The sequence below is a fragment of the Pelatocladus sp. BLCC-F211 genome, from assembly GCF_041928655.1.
GTDB lineage: Bacteria > Cyanobacteriota > Cyanobacteriia > Cyanobacteriales > Nostocaceae > Pelatocladus.
This window is the reverse complement of the sequence record NZ_JBHFLM010000048.1, coordinates 1-17,576: the sequence shown is the minus strand read 5'-3', so window position 1 is coordinate 17,576 and position 17,576 is coordinate 1. Positions and strand designations below refer to the sequence as shown.

The 17,576-nt window shown below is 41.8% G+C and carries 14 protein-coding genes and 1 pseudogene; 10 read left to right on the top strand and 5 right to left on the bottom strand.

Annotation, left to right across the window (positions count from 1 at the left end; all coding sequences use genetic code 11):
• Positions 1-373 precede the first annotated feature (373 nt).
• Positions 374-1,273, bottom strand: coding sequence for an alpha/beta fold hydrolase (locus ACE1AT_RS04980; RefSeq protein ID WP_374866193.1), 900 nt, complete (start codon positions 1,271-1,273; stop codon positions 374-376).
• A gap of 681 nt (positions 1,274-1,954) precedes the next feature.
• On the opposite strand from ACE1AT_RS04980, the gene ACE1AT_RS04975 reads away from it, so the two are divergent.
• The 6 genes from ACE1AT_RS04975 (at position 1,955) to ACE1AT_RS04950 (ending at position 8,971) form a co-directional block, all read left to right on the top strand.
• Complete coding sequence (locus tag ACE1AT_RS04975; RefSeq protein ID WP_374866192.1) at positions 1,955-2,962, top strand: aldose 1-epimerase; 1,008 nt, start codon at positions 1,955-1,957, stop codon at positions 2,960-2,962.
• 139 nt (positions 2,963-3,101) lie between these two features.
• Positions 3,102-3,875: an SDR family NAD(P)-dependent oxidoreductase gene (locus ACE1AT_RS04970; RefSeq protein ID WP_374866191.1), complete on the top strand. Its 774-nt coding sequence runs from the start codon at positions 3,102-3,104 to the stop codon at positions 3,873-3,875.
• 103 nt (positions 3,876-3,978) lie between these two features.
• A complete protein-coding gene (locus tag ACE1AT_RS04965) occupies positions 3,979-4,866 on the top strand; it encodes a heme-binding protein (RefSeq protein ID WP_374866190.1) in 888 nt (295 codons plus the stop codon).
• A 327-nt stretch (positions 4,867-5,193) separates the two neighbouring features.
• A complete protein-coding gene (locus ACE1AT_RS04960; protein ID WP_374866189.1) occupies positions 5,194-7,065 on the top strand; it encodes an iron uptake porin in 1,872 nt (623 codons plus the stop codon).
• Positions 7,066-7,589: 524 nt separating this feature from the next.
• A complete protein-coding gene (locus ACE1AT_RS04955; RefSeq protein WP_374866188.1) occupies positions 7,590-8,771 on the top strand; it encodes a response regulator in 1,182 nt (393 codons plus the stop codon).
• Positions 8,771-8,971, top strand: coding sequence for a hypothetical protein (locus ACE1AT_RS04950; RefSeq protein ID WP_374866187.1), 201 nt, complete (start codon positions 8,771-8,773; stop codon positions 8,969-8,971). The genes ACE1AT_RS04955 and ACE1AT_RS04950 overlap by 1 nt, the downstream gene beginning before the upstream one ends.
• Before the next feature lie 48 nt (positions 8,972-9,019).
• Here ACE1AT_RS04950 and ACE1AT_RS04945 read toward each other — a convergent pair whose 3' ends face one another.
• The 3 genes from ACE1AT_RS04945 to pntA all read right to left on the bottom strand — a co-directional run bounded on the left by ACE1AT_RS04945 (position 9,020) and on the right by pntA (position 12,431).
• Entirely contained in the window at positions 9,020-9,190 is a 171-nt protein-coding gene (locus tag ACE1AT_RS04945) for a ribbon-helix-helix protein, CopG family (protein ID WP_033378140.1), read from the bottom strand.
• A 74-nt stretch (positions 9,191-9,264) separates the two neighbouring features.
• On the bottom strand, positions 9,265-10,719 hold the full coding sequence (gene pntB / locus ACE1AT_RS04940; protein ID WP_374866186.1) for a Re/Si-specific NAD(P)(+) transhydrogenase subunit beta: 1,455 nt from the start codon (positions 10,717-10,719) through the stop codon (positions 9,265-9,267).
• 80 nt (positions 10,720-10,799) lie between these two features.
• Complete coding sequence (gene pntA / locus ACE1AT_RS04935; RefSeq protein WP_374866185.1) at positions 10,800-12,431, bottom strand: Re/Si-specific NAD(P)(+) transhydrogenase subunit alpha; 1,632 nt, start codon at positions 12,429-12,431, stop codon at positions 10,800-10,802.
• A 238-nt stretch (positions 12,432-12,669) separates the two neighbouring features.
• On the opposite strand from pntA, the gene nuoF reads away from it, so the two are divergent.
• Positions 12,670-14,310, top strand: coding sequence for an NADH-quinone oxidoreductase subunit NuoF (gene nuoF / locus ACE1AT_RS04930; RefSeq protein WP_374866184.1), 1,641 nt, complete (start codon positions 12,670-12,672; stop codon positions 14,308-14,310).
• Between the two features lie 30 nt (positions 14,311-14,340).
• Entirely contained in the window at positions 14,341-15,057 is a 717-nt protein-coding gene (gene hoxU, locus ACE1AT_RS04925; protein WP_374866183.1) for a bidirectional hydrogenase complex protein HoxU, read from the top strand.
• Here hoxU and ACE1AT_RS04920 read toward each other — a convergent pair.
• Positions 15,058-16,324, bottom strand: a pseudogene (locus tag ACE1AT_RS04920) (RNA-guided endonuclease InsQ/TnpB family protein).
• Between the two features lie 92 nt (positions 16,325-16,416).
• Here ACE1AT_RS04920 and ACE1AT_RS04915 point away from each other — a divergent pair.
• Together ACE1AT_RS04915 and ACE1AT_RS04910 are read left to right on the top strand one after the other, a co-directional pair.
• Positions 16,417-16,944 carry a DUF3122 domain-containing protein gene (locus tag ACE1AT_RS04915; protein WP_374866182.1) on the top strand — a complete coding sequence of 176 codons (528 nt, stop codon included), beginning with the start codon at positions 16,417-16,419 and terminating at the stop codon, positions 16,942-16,944.
• 60 nt (positions 16,945-17,004) lie between these two features.
• On the top strand, positions 17,005-17,532 hold the full coding sequence (locus ACE1AT_RS04910) for an oxidoreductase (RefSeq protein ID WP_374866181.1): 528 nt from the start codon (positions 17,005-17,007) through the stop codon (positions 17,530-17,532).
• Positions 17,533-17,576: the final 44 nt, after the last annotated feature.

The window sequence follows — 17,576 nt, the reverse complement described above, 5'->3', positions numbered from 1 at the left end:
ATAGCAATCTGATTTGATTAATGAATTTACTCGTGGAGGCAGGCAATAGGCAATAGGCAATAGGCAATAGGGAAAGAAAGAAAAAAAAGGAAGCTAGATGTGTACTGAGTTTTGTTCAAAAATCAAATAGGAATCCTATATGATGTCTTTGTGATTTCATCTGAATGATGAGAGTACTTTTACTTTTCACCTGTACTCAATAAATTTTTGTGGTCTGGACATCTTGCTACCCCCTCTGCGATTTTATCCGTGAAGGGGGATTTTATTACTTAAAGTAGTTTCTTGCCTTTGCGATCGCCTATCAGCATAATAGCGGAAGGTTTCCGGTGAGAACTTCCGCTACTATGCTTAAATATACCTTTTTACTTTTAGTTTACTTTGAGGAATATGACTCCTCACCAAAGAAGTTTAACAACTGCTCAATGACATATTCTGGACGCTCTTCAGGCATATAGTGTCCACAATATTCATGTACATCACCACGAACATCTTCAGCAACAGCCTGCATTGAATTCAAGGGACGTTTTCCTAAACCATATTTGCCTCCCAGTGCTAACACGGGCATTTGGAGTTTTACCTTGGCGCTTTCCTTGTTGTCTTCCACATCTTCAAAGATTGTTCGGTAGTACTCACAAGTACCACGTATTCCACCCGGAGAAGCAAAGGTACGAACATATTCGTCAATCTCAGCCTCAGTGACCGCGGTCGTATTGTAGGCAAAGCGTGTAAAGAAGTAAGTAAGGTACATCTTTTCTCTCCCTGCAATCAGCCCCTCTGAAAGATCAGGAACCATGTGAAATGGGATGTGCCAGATACCTCCCTCGCGGGAAGTTTCTGGTGAGAACGTCATGAGTTGCTCAAAACCAAATCCTGGAACAGTTCCTTCCATTTGTACTAGCCGACGCACATCCTCACGATGGTCAGCTGCATAAGCATAGGTGACTGCTACTCCCATATCTATTCCAACGAGGAAAATACGTTGGAATCCAAGTTGGCGTACCAACTGATAAACATCTTCAGCTACGTTCTTTTTCCGATAACCACTGGTTGGTTTTGAAGAGTCACCGAGACCTCGCATATCAACTGCAATCACTGTATAGCGTTCGGCTAAGGCTGGCATAACTCGTCGCCATTGATACCAGGTATTAGGCCAACCACTGAGTAAAACCACTGGATCTCCTTGACCGCCGATTACGTAATGAAGACGTACACCATTGACATCAGCCATTTGATGGGTGAATATTGTGTCGAAACTCGTTAAATCAGTTGTCATTCTTATACCTCGTTGGATTATTGATTGTTAAACTTCTAAAACTACCAGTATGATTTTGAGTTTAAACGCCAACCAAATTTTGGTATAACCCACAGAGTAACCCAATTTTTTGAGATTACCTTTTTATTAATCAACACTGGTATTCTAATTATTTAGCTTTCTAATTTCAGTAATTTTTAGCAAGGAAACATCAGCTAATTAAGGAAGAACTTAGTCAGACTCAAATTTTATGCTCGAAACTGTGAGAAGGAAAGCAAAATATAAATGGGAGGCGATACAGTTCAATCAAGAGAGAAAGGAAAAGGAATAGACATCTTCAAAAATTAAATCTTAACCCTATCTATAGAAGCTTTTATATTTTTTTCGGAGATGTCTAATAAAATTTGCATCTGTTCTAGTGTACGTAGTTGATAATGAGTACTGATTTTGGTATTTTTGATAGCTTCAAATCTTAAGTTCGTTCTTAAGTTCCGAATCTTTACTGGTTAAAATCTCTCTCAATTGCAAAAATATAACAAGATTATTATTTGTTCAATCAAAAAACCCGGTCAAGCTTGATGTAATGAAACTAAATAGTATTTCAAAGTAATAGCACCTCAGAAAAAGTATAGAGTGTAACTTATGTACACGCACGGAAGAAAACAGGGTTGTCGCATTAGTTTGGATTATACTTACAAGAGTATGCAAATTGCATACCTAGAAAATGAATTATTAAGAGTCGGAATACTATTGGATAAAGGTGCAGACATATTTGAGTTCACCTATAAACCTTATGACTTAGATTTTTTGTGGCAATCACCAATTCCTATGCGACGCCCGTTTGTTGCTACCAGTGCGTTGCCCGAAGGAGCTTTTCACGATAACTACTATGGTGGTTGGCAAGAGATATTACCATCAGCAGGATGGGCTGCGGAACCGTACATGGGAGCTTTTCAAGGTCTGCATGGTGAAGTAGCACTTTTGCCCTTTGAAGCTACTATTACCGAAAACAGTCAAGACCAAGTCACGTTACACATGCGTGTACATCTTTACCGTTCACCATTAATACTTGAGCGTAAGATGTCACTCAAACGCGGTATTGCTGCCTTATTTATCCAGGAACGTCTGTCTAATGAGTCAATGGGTGAATTCGCCATAATGTGGGGTCATCACCCTGCTATTGGAGAACCTTTTCTCGATGATAGTTGCATAGTTCAGACGCCAGTCTCCAAAGTAGAAGTGATGGCTTATCATCAAAATGGTTTGTGGGAACCAGGAGGGGATTATGATTTTCCCAAGGTCAAGAACCGACGTACTGGAGTCATGCAAGATGTTACTCATGTACTCTCTAGGGAAACCAAATCAGTTGATATAGTCTTTTTTAAAGAATTAACTGAAGGTTGGTACGGTATAACCAATCAAAGGTTAAATGTAGGCTTCGGAATGGCTTGGGACAAAGAGCTGTTTAAATATCTTTGGATGTGGCAGGTCTATGGTGGTCACGATAATTATCCTTGGTACGGGCGTACATATAATTGTGGTCTTGAGCCATTCACTAGTTTTCCTCCTTCTGGAATCAATAATGCTGTTAAAAACGGTACAGCAGTAATCATGAAACCTAGTGAGGTCATTGAAACAGAATTAGTCGCTGTTGCTTACCAAGGAGAAGGTGTAAATCGTATTACTCTTAATGGACTTGTAGAGCATTGATATTCTCTTGGAATTTACCATATATAAACACAAAAATTATTCTCAACAGTTTGGGAAGTATTCAACTCTCCTTTTTCTGTAAAAGAAGTTGAATACATGTGTTTTTCAACCAGTTTTATTAATTTAGTGAGGCTGAATCATGAAGCTAAAAGATAGAGTTGCCATTGTGACTGGTGGATCAAAAGGCATTGGTTGGGGAATTTCGACAATTTTTGCTCAACAAGGAGCTAAAGTTGTTGTTGTGGCTAGGGATGCTAAAACAGGTGAGCAAACTGCTGAGGAGATTCGCCACAAAGGTAGTGAAGCTATCTTCATCTCTTGCGATATTTCAAACGAAGATGAAGTTAAAGCAATGGTACAAACAACAATTAATGTTTATGGTCAAGTAGATATTCTAGTCAACAATGCAGGTGTTGGAACTTATAAGTCAGTGTTAGAAACAACGAGTTCTGAATGGGATCGTTGTTTAGCTATTGACCTCAAAGGTGCATTTCTTTGCTCTAAATATACTATTCCTCATATGCAGGCTGTGGGGAAGGGCGTGATTATCAATATGTCTTCTGTACACTCTCATGCTACAGTCAATGGAGTAGCACCTTATACAGCCTCAAAAGGTGGAATTACTGCTTTGACGCGTAACATGGCCATTGATTATGGTCCAACCATTCGGGTAAATGCGATCGCCCCTGGTTGGGTGTGGACGCCTCTGATTGAGAACCTCTTCAGTAGCTACGACAACCCTGTTGAGCAACGACATTTAGTCGAAAAAAGGCAGGTAATGAAGCGGCTCGGTACTCCTGAGGATATTGGTTATGCAGCCGCTTTCTTAGCTAGCGATGAGGCTTCTTTCATTACAGGTACGCAACTGTTTGTAGATGGCGGTATGACAGCTGTTCTTGAAGAACCTTGGTAGGGTACACAAGAGGAGAGATTGAGAACAGGGTTTGATTTGAACTAAATATTACTGAACGTAGCGAAAAAACAGCAAAACTTAACCAACTAAACAACTAATTGTCATGCTTACACTCAAAGATGCACAAAAGCTAATTGTTGCTGCGGAAAACAAGGCGATCGCAATTGGTCAGCCTATGAATATAGCAGTGGTAGATGCTGGAGGTAACTTAATTACTCATGTGCGTATGGATGAAGCTTGGATTGGCAGTGTTGACATTGCCATTAAGAAGGCTTATACTGCACGTGCTTTCAATATTTCCACCAAAGAATTAGCAGAACATAGTCAATGTGGTGGAGAATTTTTTGGAATTCATGTATCTAACAACGGTAAAGTCATGATTTTTGCTGGAGGTATTCCCCTGAAGCAAAACGGTGTCGTTGTGGGAGCTATTGGCGTTAGTGGTGGTTCTGGTAGTCAAGATCAAGAAGTTGCTGAAGCTGGAGCTGCGGCCTTGACTGAGGGAAACCAAGAAGTTGCCGAAATAGGAGCTACTGGTTTGACAATGATTGAAGGAATTTTTCACTGCAATATAAATTGTACTGATCTTGACCGCTCATTAGAGTTCTACAAAATGCTTGGCTTTAGAGTTGTAACTGATTTTAGAGAAGGGATGAGCAGCACAGCTATGGCTAAAGCATTTGGATTACCAAGTGCTAAACTTCGAGGAGTCCACTTAGTGTTAGAAAATACGCCAAGAGCAACTCGAATTGATCTTGTGGAATTCCTTGATCCCAAAACAGAAGGAAAACCTTATTCTCATCTCAACCATACCGGCGTGGCTCGCATATGCCTTCTCACCAACAACATTTATCAGGTATACGAAAACTTAAAGACACAGAGCGTAACTTTCTTGTCTGAGCCTCAAAAATTACCCGGAACAAATGCCACTATTGTTTGCTTCACTGATCCAGATGGGAATGTATTGGAACTCCTGGAAGGCAGTATATAGATAGGTCAATACGGCTCAGTTCAGCCCATTATCCAGCCTTATAAATATTGACAAATAACATATTTTATGGGTTTTATTCATGGAATAATAGGACAAACAGTAACTCCAAAAACCCTTCTTTTTGTCATCGAGCAGAAAAGTAAAAGCACTTAAATACTTCGGTTTAGCTAAAAGTTGTACCTTCTTAAAATTTGCACATAACGAACTATTTGTCAGTATTTAGAGGGTCAAACAAAAGGTAAGATTGTCCTGGTAGTGGATTCATTCAAATCTTGTACTTTTTTACAAGACGCGACAATAACTTGTGCTATTCCGGAATTAACTCTCATGATGCAATCCTTGAAGATGGATTTAAATTTGGTCAGTGGTCTAAGTATCCTCAGTCTAGTTGTCCTCAGTCTTCCTGCTTTAGCTGAAACATCAAAATATACTATTGTCAGCGCTGAAGATGTTATCACTAATGAGGCTATTTCTGTTGCTGCCAGTTCTACTGTTCCAGTAGCAAAAGTTAGCACCATGAGGACATTACAAACAAATTCAGTAAGTACCACCCAAATCCCACAGCCAGTTCCAGTTAGCATTCTCCAAAATCAGACTGCTCTGTCGGCTGTTCATAACAAGCAGGTGACTTCTCTTTCTCACCTGACGACAACAACTGCTCATCGTGGTCAAACTTCACCGCTTTCTTTTATTCTTGTTCAAAAAGCACAAGAAAATAAAGATAATAATAACCAAATAGCTAGTCAGATAGCACAAGTTACCTCTGTGTCTCAACTAAGAGATGTGCAACCTACAGATTGGGCTTTTCAAGCCCTACAATCGCTAGTTGAGCGATATGGTTGTATTGCGGGGTATCCAGATAATGTCTACCAGGGTAATCGAACCTTGACAAGATATGAGTTTGCAGCAGGTTTGAATGCTTGTTTGGAGAAAATTAGCGAACTGATTGTGACGGCAACTACTGACTTAGTAAACACAGATGATTTAGCCATTATTAAGCGCTTGCAAGAGGAATTTGCGACAGAACTAACTTCACTCCGGGGTCGTGTAGATACTTTAGAAGCTCACACCGCAGAATTAGAAGCAAATCAGTTCTCCACAACCACCAAACTAACTGGTCAAATCATTATGGCGGTGAACGCAGGAGGATTTGATGGAGAACGCATCATTAGTACCACAGGTCAAGAAATTGCTCGTTCTGACCCAAATGCTACGGTGCTTTATCGAGCTGCTATAGACTTAAATACAAGCTTCTTTGGCACAGACCAATTGAAAATCCGGATTGACACTGGCAGTGACAATGGTAACGACAACACTGGAGGATATTTAGAACCCTCTTTTGGCAGTGTTCTAGACTACTCTGTGAAACCACCGAGAGATAACACTTTCGGATTGGGAAGACTATACTACACTTTTAAGCCATTCCAAGACTTAGCTGTCTCTGTCGGGCCTGATATTCGTACTACTGATTATCTTGACCGGAACAGTTACGCTTATCTGAGTTTTCGAGACTTTAGCACCTTGTCATTCGTCAACAACTACATTCTCTTTCCTATCAATGGTCCAAGTGCAGGTGCGGCAATTGACTGGAAGCCAAAGGGGGGAGCATTTTCAATACGAGCTTTGTATGCAGCAGCAGAAGCAGCCAATCCAGGTAATCAGGGGCCTATTAGGGGTACTGCACCATTTGCTCGATTGCTATATCCTACTGGTAGGGGCGACCAAGGCTTATTTGGTGACACCTATCAGGGTACGGTTGAAGTGGAATATGCACCTTCAAAAGTTTTTGCTCTGCGTCTTCAATATAGTGGTGGCGAATTATTTGATCATCACTTTGACGTATTCGGTGCAAATTTTGAGTTAGCCTTTTCACCTAAATTTGCCATATTTGCCCGTTATGGCTATGGTAGCTACAATAACACTGAATTTGACGACATCAAACCCAACTATTGGATGGCAGGATTCGCATTTCCAGATTTGTTTAGTCGAGGTGCTTTGGCTGGTATTGCTGCTGGTCAGCCCTTTATTGCCAGTGAGATTGGAAATACGACTCAAACTAATTTTGAGGCTTTCTACAACTTTCCAGTAAGTAACAACATCCAAATCACACCTTTGGTTCAAGTAATAGTCAATCCTGGCAATCAGGATACAAACGGCACAATCATTACGGGTACTTTGCGGACAGTCTTCTCTTTCTAGTCCATCTTCCCCACCCAGAACTGTCACACCCCACTCGTGAGAGGTTACTCAGAGCTTAACCCGCCCGTACAAACCAGTGAAGGTAATAAATGTGCTAAGTGCTGTCTGAATTTTATTCGTTTTTATCGTCCAATCAAGGGTTTTAGTTTAATACTGTGTAATTAAATTACATCAATTTTTATTGGTGCGAGATGTGAGTACGCTTCTCTCATCTTCCGTCACGGGGTGTCTGCTTTTTCTGCTGGCATCCCTTCTTTTTGTTTTTGTGACTTCTGCTTCCGTAGAGTCTTGCGCTAAGGGATCTTTGTTAGTCGTAAATCATTTTAGGGAAACATATATTTACGGGAGCATCCCAATTTCTTCAATATACCACTGAGGGTTTAAACTCGTAGCTCTCATAGCATAAGTCGTCTGAATGACAACTCAATAAATCAAACTGTCTGCTTAAGCAAACTTTAGCTATGAGACTGCGATTTGAATCGCAGAAGTTTTTGAGAATTTAGGATGCTCCCAGAAATTTATTAGTGTACAAAAAAGCTGATGTAAAAGCTAAACAGGTAAACAGTATAAACAAAAACATCAATCAATTTGATTTACCTAAAATGAACAGAATACTAATCATAGAAGACGAACCTCAAATTCGAGCAAATTTAGAGGAAATTCTCCAACTAGCAGATTTTGAAACCTTGATAGCTCCGAACGGTCAGATTGGATTGGAAATGGCAAAAACAAAACTACCAGATTTAATTATCTGTGACATCATGATGCCAGAATTAGACGGTTACGGTGTACTGTCTGCTCTACATCAAGATGAAGCAACTACCAATATTCCTGTGATTCTTCTGACTGCGAAAGCAGAACGTTCAGATTTTCGTCACGGAATGCAACTAGGAGCTGATGATTATTTGACAAAACCATTTACAACTGAAGAATTACTAAGCGCGGTGACTATTCGTTTGGAAAAACAAGCTACGGTTGAACGTCAGTCTCAAGCTAAATTAGATGAATTACGAAATAATATTGCTCATTCATTACCTCATGAATTAAATACGCCTTTGAATGGCATTCTTGGTATGTCACAATTGCTCATAGAAAATCGTGAACTAATGGATGAATCTGAAGAAATTAAAATTGCAGAATCAATTTATACATCTGCTCATCGATTGCATAGATTAACTAAAAGATTTTTACTTTATAGTAATCTTGAATTAATACTCAGAGATACCGAAAAAACACGTCTCATTAGAGAAAAATCAGAAAAGTGCCTTTCTCAGGAGGTGATCATTAATGTGTCTCTTAAGACAGCTAAAAATTTCGGTAGAGAGAAAGATTTAAAGCTCGAACTCCAAGAATCTATTATAAAAATTCCAGAGTCAAAATTGAATAATCTTATTGAAGAACTAATAGACAATGCCTTTAAATTTTCTTTACCAGGTAGCGAAGTTAGAGTAGTGAGTAATGTGACTGCCAGTAAATTCAATTTATATGTGATTGATCATGGCAGAGGAATGACAGTTGATGAGATTGAGAGAATAGGAGCTTTTATGCAATTTCATCGTAAGTCATATGAACAACAAGGCTCTGGCTTAGGACTGGCGATTGTTCAATACATAATGAAATTATATAATGGTGAATTCATGATACAAAGCAAACCTCAAGAACAAACTGTTGTAAGCGTTGTTATACCAACTTTGCAGAGTTTGTAGTGAGGACTTCAGTCTTTTTCGACATGACAGTTTTTCTATTTAGTGCGATCACTATTTTAATGCGATCGCCAACAATAATTATTTCTAATGCAACACTGCCGAGTGATAGCTCTATCTACATAGTATTAATGACGCCTATTGCCTATTACCTTAAAAAAATGCTGACAACTGTTCATCCAGTGCAGTTATCAGCAGTTTAAATACTAACCAATGTTGTCTAAGATAATGTGGGTGCCACTAACAGTGGATTATGCAGTTGGTGGTAATTTAGTTTCTGGAATTTCAGGTAAGCGTCGAATTAGTTCTCTAATGATGTCTGTTAGTGGTCTTCCGGTTTCTTGGCTATATTTTTCCAGTTTTTCGATTTCACTCGATGTCAAGTTTATAGTGAGTCGCTTGACTGCCCATTTTTTGCTCATTCTTCAGTTTACGCTAATGCTAGTAATCATTTTTATATACTGCAAGTAATTTACTTTTGAGTCAGTTTTGTTAACTAAGTTGACAATACTACTTTTGTTGATAAGTGTAGGTCTACACTTTCCTCACTCATCTGTCCAAGTTTGCTAGCGATCGCATCAACATTTTTCTTAGCGTCGCCAAATAACATACGGGTGTTGTTCTTATAGAACAGAGGGTTTTCAACTCCAGCATAGCCACTAGCCATACTACGCTTCATGACCACAACTGTACCAGCCTGCCAGACTTCTAGTACTGGCATCCCAGCAATTGGACTATTCGGATTTTCTAAGGCACTAGGGTTAACAGTATCGTTAGCACCAATCACTAAGACAACATCAGTTTTTGCAAAGTCAGAGTTAATCTCATCCATTTCTAGTACAATGTCGTAGGGTACATTCGCTTCAGCCAAAAGAACATTCATGTGTCCGGGCATTCGGCCAGCTACTGGATGGATGCCAAAGCGAATATCGACGCCGCGATCGCGTAGCAGCTTAGTAATTTGTGACACAGCATGTTGAGCCTGAGCAACTGCCATGCCATAGCCAGGTACAATAATCACACTCTTAGCGTTGTGCAGAAGTTCGACAGTATCTTCAACTGTCGTTACATTGACTTCACCTGCATGTTGTTCATCTCCTTTGATGGTAGCAGCACCTGTTTCTGCGCCAAAGCCCCCCAGGATAACGCTGATGAATGAACGGTTCATTGCCTTACACATGATATAGCTGAGGATTGCACCACTACTACCCACCAACGCACCTGTGACAATTAACAGATCGTTTGATAACATGAAGCCAGCAGCGGCGGCAGCCCAGCCAGAATAGCTGTTGAGCATTGAGATCACCACCGGCATATCAGCGCCACCGATCGCCATAACTAGATGAATCCCCAAGACTGATGCGATCGCGGACATAATTAACAATGGTTGCAGTCCACTCCCGTTTTCTGTTGCCAAGAACTGGACACCCAACCATACACAAGCCGCAATTATTCCCAAGTTGATGAAGTGACGCCCTGGTAAAAGTAGAGGTTTGCTACTAATGATACCCCGCAGTTTACCGAAGGCAATTAGCGAACCTGTGAAAGTCACAGCACCGATAAACACACCCACAAAAATTTCTATTTGGTGGATTGTAGACTCAACAGGGGAAATATGCAATGATTGTTGCAAATAATTAGCAATTCCTACTAAGACTGCTGCTGCACCAACAAAGCTATGTAAAATGGCTACCAATTCTGGCATTGAGGTCATCGCCACACGAGAAGCTACGATTGTACCGATGACAGTTCCTGGGATAACGACTGATGCCAAAGTCGGATATGCTGTCAAATTGAGTGAGAGTGCGGTAGCAATAAAGGCGATCAGCATCCCAATGATGCCATAAATGTTGCCTTTGCGAGCAGTTTCTTGATCAGATAATCCCCCAAGACTCAGAATAAATAAGGCACTAGCCAAAATATACGCTGCTGTCAGTAGGTTATTAGACATAGTTTCCGATACTTATTTGCTAACGTTTGCAAAAAATACATAAATTTGAGGCCTCATCTCAATAAGACGTAGCTAGCATTCTACTTTTGGAACATTCTGAGCATACGTTGGGTGACTAGGAAACCACCGGAAATGTTAATTGTTCCAATCAAGATCGCGATCGCACCGAGGATTGTGCTGGGTGAACTCGATACCTCAGAGATTTGGAGCATACCACCAATAATAATGATGCCGCTAATCGCATTAGTGACGCTCATCAACGGTGTGTGTAGAGCAGGCTTGACGTTCCAGATCACTTGCCAGCCAATGAAGCAAGCTAAGACAAACACACTGAAGTGAGATAGAAAGTCACTTGGCGCACTGATACCGATACCAAACAGGGCTAAACCAATCAGGATGAGCCATAGGTCTTTGTTGATCTTGGAGGAGCTAGATTTAGCTACAGAAGAGGAAGCGGGGACATGGGGAAAAGGGGACGCGGGGACGTTGGGAGAAGAGGACACGGGGACGCGGGGAGAAGGAGACGGGGAGAGTTGGACTGAGGAATTTGGCGTTTGTCCCTTGTCTGTCTTGTCCTCTTTTTTCGGTGGTGGCCAGGTGATTTTTCCATCATGAACTACCAAAGCACCCCGAATCACCTCATCTGCTAAATCAATTTTGAAGCGATCGCCTCCGCCCATTTCTTTGAGAAGATGGTAAAGATTGGTGCCATAAAGTTGACTTGCTTGCTGGGCCATGCGGCTGGGGAGATCAGTAAGACCGACGATTGTCACCCCTTTGTAAAAATAGATTTCACCAGGCTTGGTAACAGCACAATTGCCACCCTGTTCTGCGGCTAGATCGACGATCACCGAGCCAGCTTTCATACTCTCAACCATTTCTTGCGTCACCAACACAGGTGCTTTTTTACCTGGTATGAGCGCTGTTGTGATGATAATATCAATCTCTTTAGCCTGAGTAGCAAACAGTTCCATCTCAGCAGAGATAAATTCGTCACTCATCACCTTGGCGTAACCGCCCTCACCCGTACCATCCTCTGCAAAATTAAGTTCTAGAAACTCTGCGCCTAAACTCTGTATCTGCTCCTTAACTACAAGGCGTGTATCAAAAGCGCGGACAATTGCACCTAGACTCTTAGCAGTGCCAATCGCCGCTAGTCCTGCTACACCAGCACCGATAACTAGCACCTTCGCGGGTGGCACCTTGCCTGCTGCCGTAATCTGCCCGTTAAAAAAGCGTCCAAAGTGATTAGCAGCCTCAATGACAGCGCGGTAGCCAGCGAGATTAGCCATTGAACTGAGGGCATCCATCTTTTGGGCGCGTGTAATCCGTGGTACCGCATCCATTGCCAACACTGTTACCTTGTGTGCTGCCAGTTTATCAAGCAGTTCGGGGTTTTGGGCTGGCCAGATGAAGCTGATGAGTGTACTCCCTTCGTTCAGCAGTTCAGCTTCATGTTTACCTAGTTCTGGATGTATCTGGGGTGGACGAACCTTGAGTACAATCTCCGCCTCTGCCCATAGAGTCAGAGCATCCGGAGCAATCTTGCATTCGGATTCTATATAGGCATGATCTGTAAAGTTTGCACTTTCGCCCGCACCAGACTCAATTAGCACATCAAAACCAAGTTTTACTAGATGCTTGGCTGTGTCGGGTGTAGCAGCCACACGACATTCGCCTCTGTAAATTTCTTTAGGGATACCAATCTTCATGCGTGTCTCCTTGTAATTTAGCTGAGTTCCCCAGGCAGATAGAGACAACAACTCATCTAGAGCTTGGTTTTTAACATAGCATCAAGACCAAAATTTTATAAGTAGATAGGCATGAATAAATGTAACTATGGGATTTCTATATATTGGTTCGGAAAAATAGTCCTCACAATTTTCTCAAATTGTTCTCCTATAATTCTCGTAAACTCAGTTTGCGATCGCATCAAAGGATGCTTACAAGATGGATCTAGCTGAATTAATTGGCATTGTGCAGAAAGAACGTTCTTCACACAAACCTGTGCAAATTCGCTGTTGTATTGCAGCTGGTTGTTTGTCTGCAAATTCCCAAGCCGTCAAACAGCGTCTAGAAGAAACTGTAATAGCAGAGAATTTGGCTGAAACAGTGGAAGTTCGTGGAGTTGGCTGTATGCGCTTGTGCTGTCAAGGGCCATTAGTACAAGTCGAACGACTGGGAACTGGTGAAGACTCCAGCCAATCTACACAATACACATCGGAAAACTTTTATATTCTTTATCAAAAAGTTACTGCTGATGATGCATCCTCAATTATCACCGCTCTCAATGGAGGAGAAACAACAGTCCAACAGGGTGATTTAACTCATCCATTTTTTACATCCCAGATGTCGATTGTTTTAGAAAACAGTGGCAAAATTGATCCAGAAAGCATTCAATCTTATATTGCTGCTGAAGGTTATCAAGCGCTTTACCATGTCTTGCGGGAGATGACTCCTAACGAGGTAGTAGATGCTATTAGCCGCAGTGGTTTACGAGGGCGTGGTGGTGCTGGCTATCCTACAGGTATCAAATGGGCGACTGTTGCGAAAGCAAAAGCAGAACAGAAATTTATCATCTGCAATGCTGATGAAGGAGATCCAGGGGCGTTTATGGATCGTAGCGTCTTAGAAAGTGATCCCCATCGCGTTTTGGAAGGAATGGCGATCGCAGCCTATGCTGTGGGCGCAAATCAAGGTTATATCTACATTCGAGCCGAATATCCTGTTGCGATCAATCGTCTGCAAACTGCCATTCGCCAAGCACAACGTTTTGGTATCCTGGGCAGTCAAATTTTTGACTCTCGTTTTGATTTTAAAATCGATCTTCGTATCGGTGCTGGGGCCTATGTTTGTGGTGAAGAAACTGCTTTAATGGCTTCTATTGAAGGTAAACGCGGTACACCACATCCCCGTCCGCCCTATCCCGCCGAGTCTGGTTTGTGGGGATATCCTACCTTAATTAATAACGTTGAAACTTACGCTAATGTCTCACCGATTATCCGCAAAGGTGCTGACTGGTTTGCTAATATCGGCACTCCTAAGAGTAAAGGCACAAAAGTTTTTGCCCTAGCTGGCAAAATCCGGAACACGGGTTTGATAGAAGTACCAATGGGAACTTCACTGCGGCAGATTGTGGAAGTAATGGGTGGCGGCGTAGCAGAGGGCGGTGTGGTAAAAGCAGTACAAACTGGTGGTCCTTCCGGGGGATGTATCCCAGCATCGGCTTTTGATAGCCCGGTAGATTATGAATCACTAACTCAACTAGGTTCGATCATGGGTTCCGGTGGCATGATTGTCATGGATGAAAGTACCAACATGGTAGATGTTGCTCGCTTCTTCATGGAGTTTTGCATGGATGAATCTTGCGGTAAATGCATTCCCTGTCGAGTTGGGACAGTGCAGTTGTATAAATTGTTGACGAAGATCAGTGAAGGAAAAGCATCTCTTACTGACTTGGAATTGCTAGAAGAATTATGCGACATGGTGAAACATACAAGCTTGTGTGGTCTTGGTCAGTCTGCACCTAATCCGGTATTTAGTACCTTGCGTTACTTCCGCGATGAGTATTTGGAGTTGATTAGTCAGTAGTTACCAATCATTAAAAATCATTAATAACAAATGCCAGTAAAAACATTAACAATCAATGAACAATTAATCAGCGCCCGTGAGGAAGAAACCATTCTCCAAGCAGCACGGGATGCAGGGATTCACATTCCGACTTTGTGTCAACTGGAAGGGGTAACAGATGTTGGGGCTTGTCGCCTTTGTTTGGTAGAAATTAGTGGCAGTAATAAACTTCAACCCGCTTGTGTAACGCAAGTTGCTGAAGGTATGGAAGTTCAAACAAATAGCGATCGCCTCCAAAAATATCGTCGCATGATAGTAGAAATGCTGTTTGCTGAAGGCAATCACATTTGTTCAGTTTGTGTAGCTAATGGTAATTGCGAATTGCAAGACTTGGCAATTGAAATGGGTATGGATCATGTGCAATTGGATTACCATTTCCCCAATCGTAAAGTTGATGTTTCTCATGATCGCTTTGGCATTGACCACAACCGTTGTGTTCTTTGTACTCGTTGCATACGTGTTTGTGACGAAATTGAAGGAGCGCATACTTGGGATATGGCGGGTAGAGGAACAAATTCCCATGTAATTACTGATTTAAATCAACCTTGGGGAACTTCGCAAACTTGTACCTCCTGTGGCAAATGCGTTAATGCTTGCCCAACAGGTGCGATTTTTTACAAAGGCTCTAGCGTAGGTGAAATGAAACGCGATCGCGCCAAACTTGATTTTCTGATCACAGCACGAGAGAAGAAACAATGGCTTTTTTAGCTACTGATCATGAATTAGTACAACGAGTTGACATCCTCCCCGCTCTAAAGGGGATTCCAAAGATCGCTCTTTGGGTTTCCTCTTTCCGCGACCCGACTTACAAAGGAGGAGTTTCCCCACCCAAACAGAGGTCGATGTCTCCAGAGGCGTTAGTTCCGATGTGACCCACCGTACTTAGTCCTTTTTCTAGTATGTTTCGTGCAGCGTTATGATCTCTGTCTTGAGTATGTCCGCAATGCAAACAAGTATGTGTTCTCGTGCTAAGAGTCTTCTTAACAACACGACCACAATTAGAACAGTTCTGACTGGTGTAGTGGGGTGGGACAGCAACTGTTACCACACCAAATACTTTGCCAAAATACTCAACCCATTGTCGGAACTGAGTCCACGCTGCATCAGAGATAGATTTGGCAAGGTGTCTGTTCCTCACCATGTTTCGCACCCTCAAGTCCTCATACGCCACCAAATCGTTAGATTTGACTACGCACCTTGCCGTTTTGACAGCAAAGTCTTTACGCTGGCGACTTACTTTGAGGTGTTTACGAGCCAATACCTGTCTAAACTTAGCTCTGTTTTTAGATCCTTTTTTAGTCTTAGAGAAACGACGTTGCAATCGTTTCAAAGACTTCTCGCTTTTGCGGAGATGGCGCGGATTGGCGATGGTCAACCCGTCAGAATCGGTGTAGAAGTGGTTCAGACCAACATCAATACCAACTGTTTTAAACGTAGGTTCTCGTTTCTCTTTCCGCTCTTGGTCAATACAGAATTGAGCATAGTATCCATCTGCACGCCGAACGACGCGGACACGCTTAATCTGCTTCAACTGGTAGAAATGCAAATCGCGCTTTCCCCACATCTTGAAGGTTCCCGCTTCAAACCCGTCAGAGAAAGTGATGCACTGCCTATGATCAGAAAGTTTCCACCCACTGGTTTTGTACTCAACACAACCATGTGTTTGTTCTTTCTTAAATTGGGGGTATCCCTTCTTTCCTGGTTTATTGTTCTTGCAATTATCATAAAACCGAGCAATTGCAGACCACGCTCTTTCTGCACTAGCTTGACGCGCCATCGAATTAAGATTTTTGGCAAACTCAAACTGTTGTGCCAAAACAGCGCAGTATGCAGAAAGTTCGTAGCGCCCAATATCGCGATTATCCATCCAGTATCTGACGCAACTATTACGAACAAAACGAGCAGTCCGAATTGCTTCATCCAGCTTTCGGTATTGCTCATCTTGTCCTTTAAGTTTTGCCTCAAATACCAGCATAATTACGTTACGCTTATCGACGTAATTATAGCACAAAAGTCGCCCTAAAAGGGCGAGGCTTTAAACCCCATTTTTTGGTAAACATAATGATAATGTTACGTCGTATCTTAAAAACCTTTTGGTGGCTCATATTGCTAGGGATAATTACACTGTATATATTCCTGGGTTTCGCAAGCTTCACATCTCAACAGGTAATTGCTGCTGTTATTCAACTAGAAGAGGCGCCAGGAGAAGTCCTTTATCGCTCACAGCAAAAATTAAATGACGAATTGGGAAATTCTTGGCAGGTTGTCCTGTTTAAGCGAGTTCACGCCAATAACAACAGTCAAATATCTTCAATAAATCTCCGATTGGTAGGATTTCCTGGTTCTGATGAACTGTTTCATCCTTTATCGTTGAAGATTATTACTGATACAGGTAAAGTATTGGCTGCTCCCGATATTTTTGTAGAAGAAGCACCAGCACCAACAATTGGTCAGTATGACTTCAAGAATATTTTGCCTCAATTGCCAACTACAGCATTGGTAATTGGTATACCTTTGGGTGCAGAACGCTTTATCAATCTGCCAATTCCTCAAAATGTTGTGCAGGAATGGCAAGAAATTGCACAGAAGTCCTAAATAATAATACCGTTTTACTCCCGATCCCCCTTCCCTTCTATTTAACTATTTATTAAGAAAATGGCTCGTTTAAAATTAGCAACGGTTTGGCTAGGTGGCTGTTCTGGCTGTCATATGTCTTTTCTCGATTTGGACGAATGGTTGATTGATTTAGCGGGACAAGTGGATTTAGTTTATAGTCCCTTTGCTGATGTTAAAGAATATCCTCAAGGCGTGGATGTGGTGTTAGTTGAGGGTGCAATTGCTAATGAAGATCACCTGCAAATGATTCAGATAGTAAGAGAGCGATCGCAAATTCTTGTCTCTTTTGGTGATTGTGCTGTTACTGGTAATGTCACTGCTTTACGCAATCCTTTAGGTAGTGCTGAACCTGTTCTTCAGCGTTGTTACATCGAAGCAGCTGATATTCACGGCACAATTCCCCATGAGCTTGGCATTGTACCGCCATTACTCGATCAAGTGCAACCTGTGCATACAGTAGTCCCAGTTGATATTTATTTACCAGGGTGTCCACCCTCAGCAACTCGGATTCAAACAGTTCTAGAAGCGTTGCTGCGAGGAGAAAAACCGCGGCTGATCGCAGAGTAACCCAACATTATCAAGGCTTTGTTGGGTTTCGCTTGCACTCAACC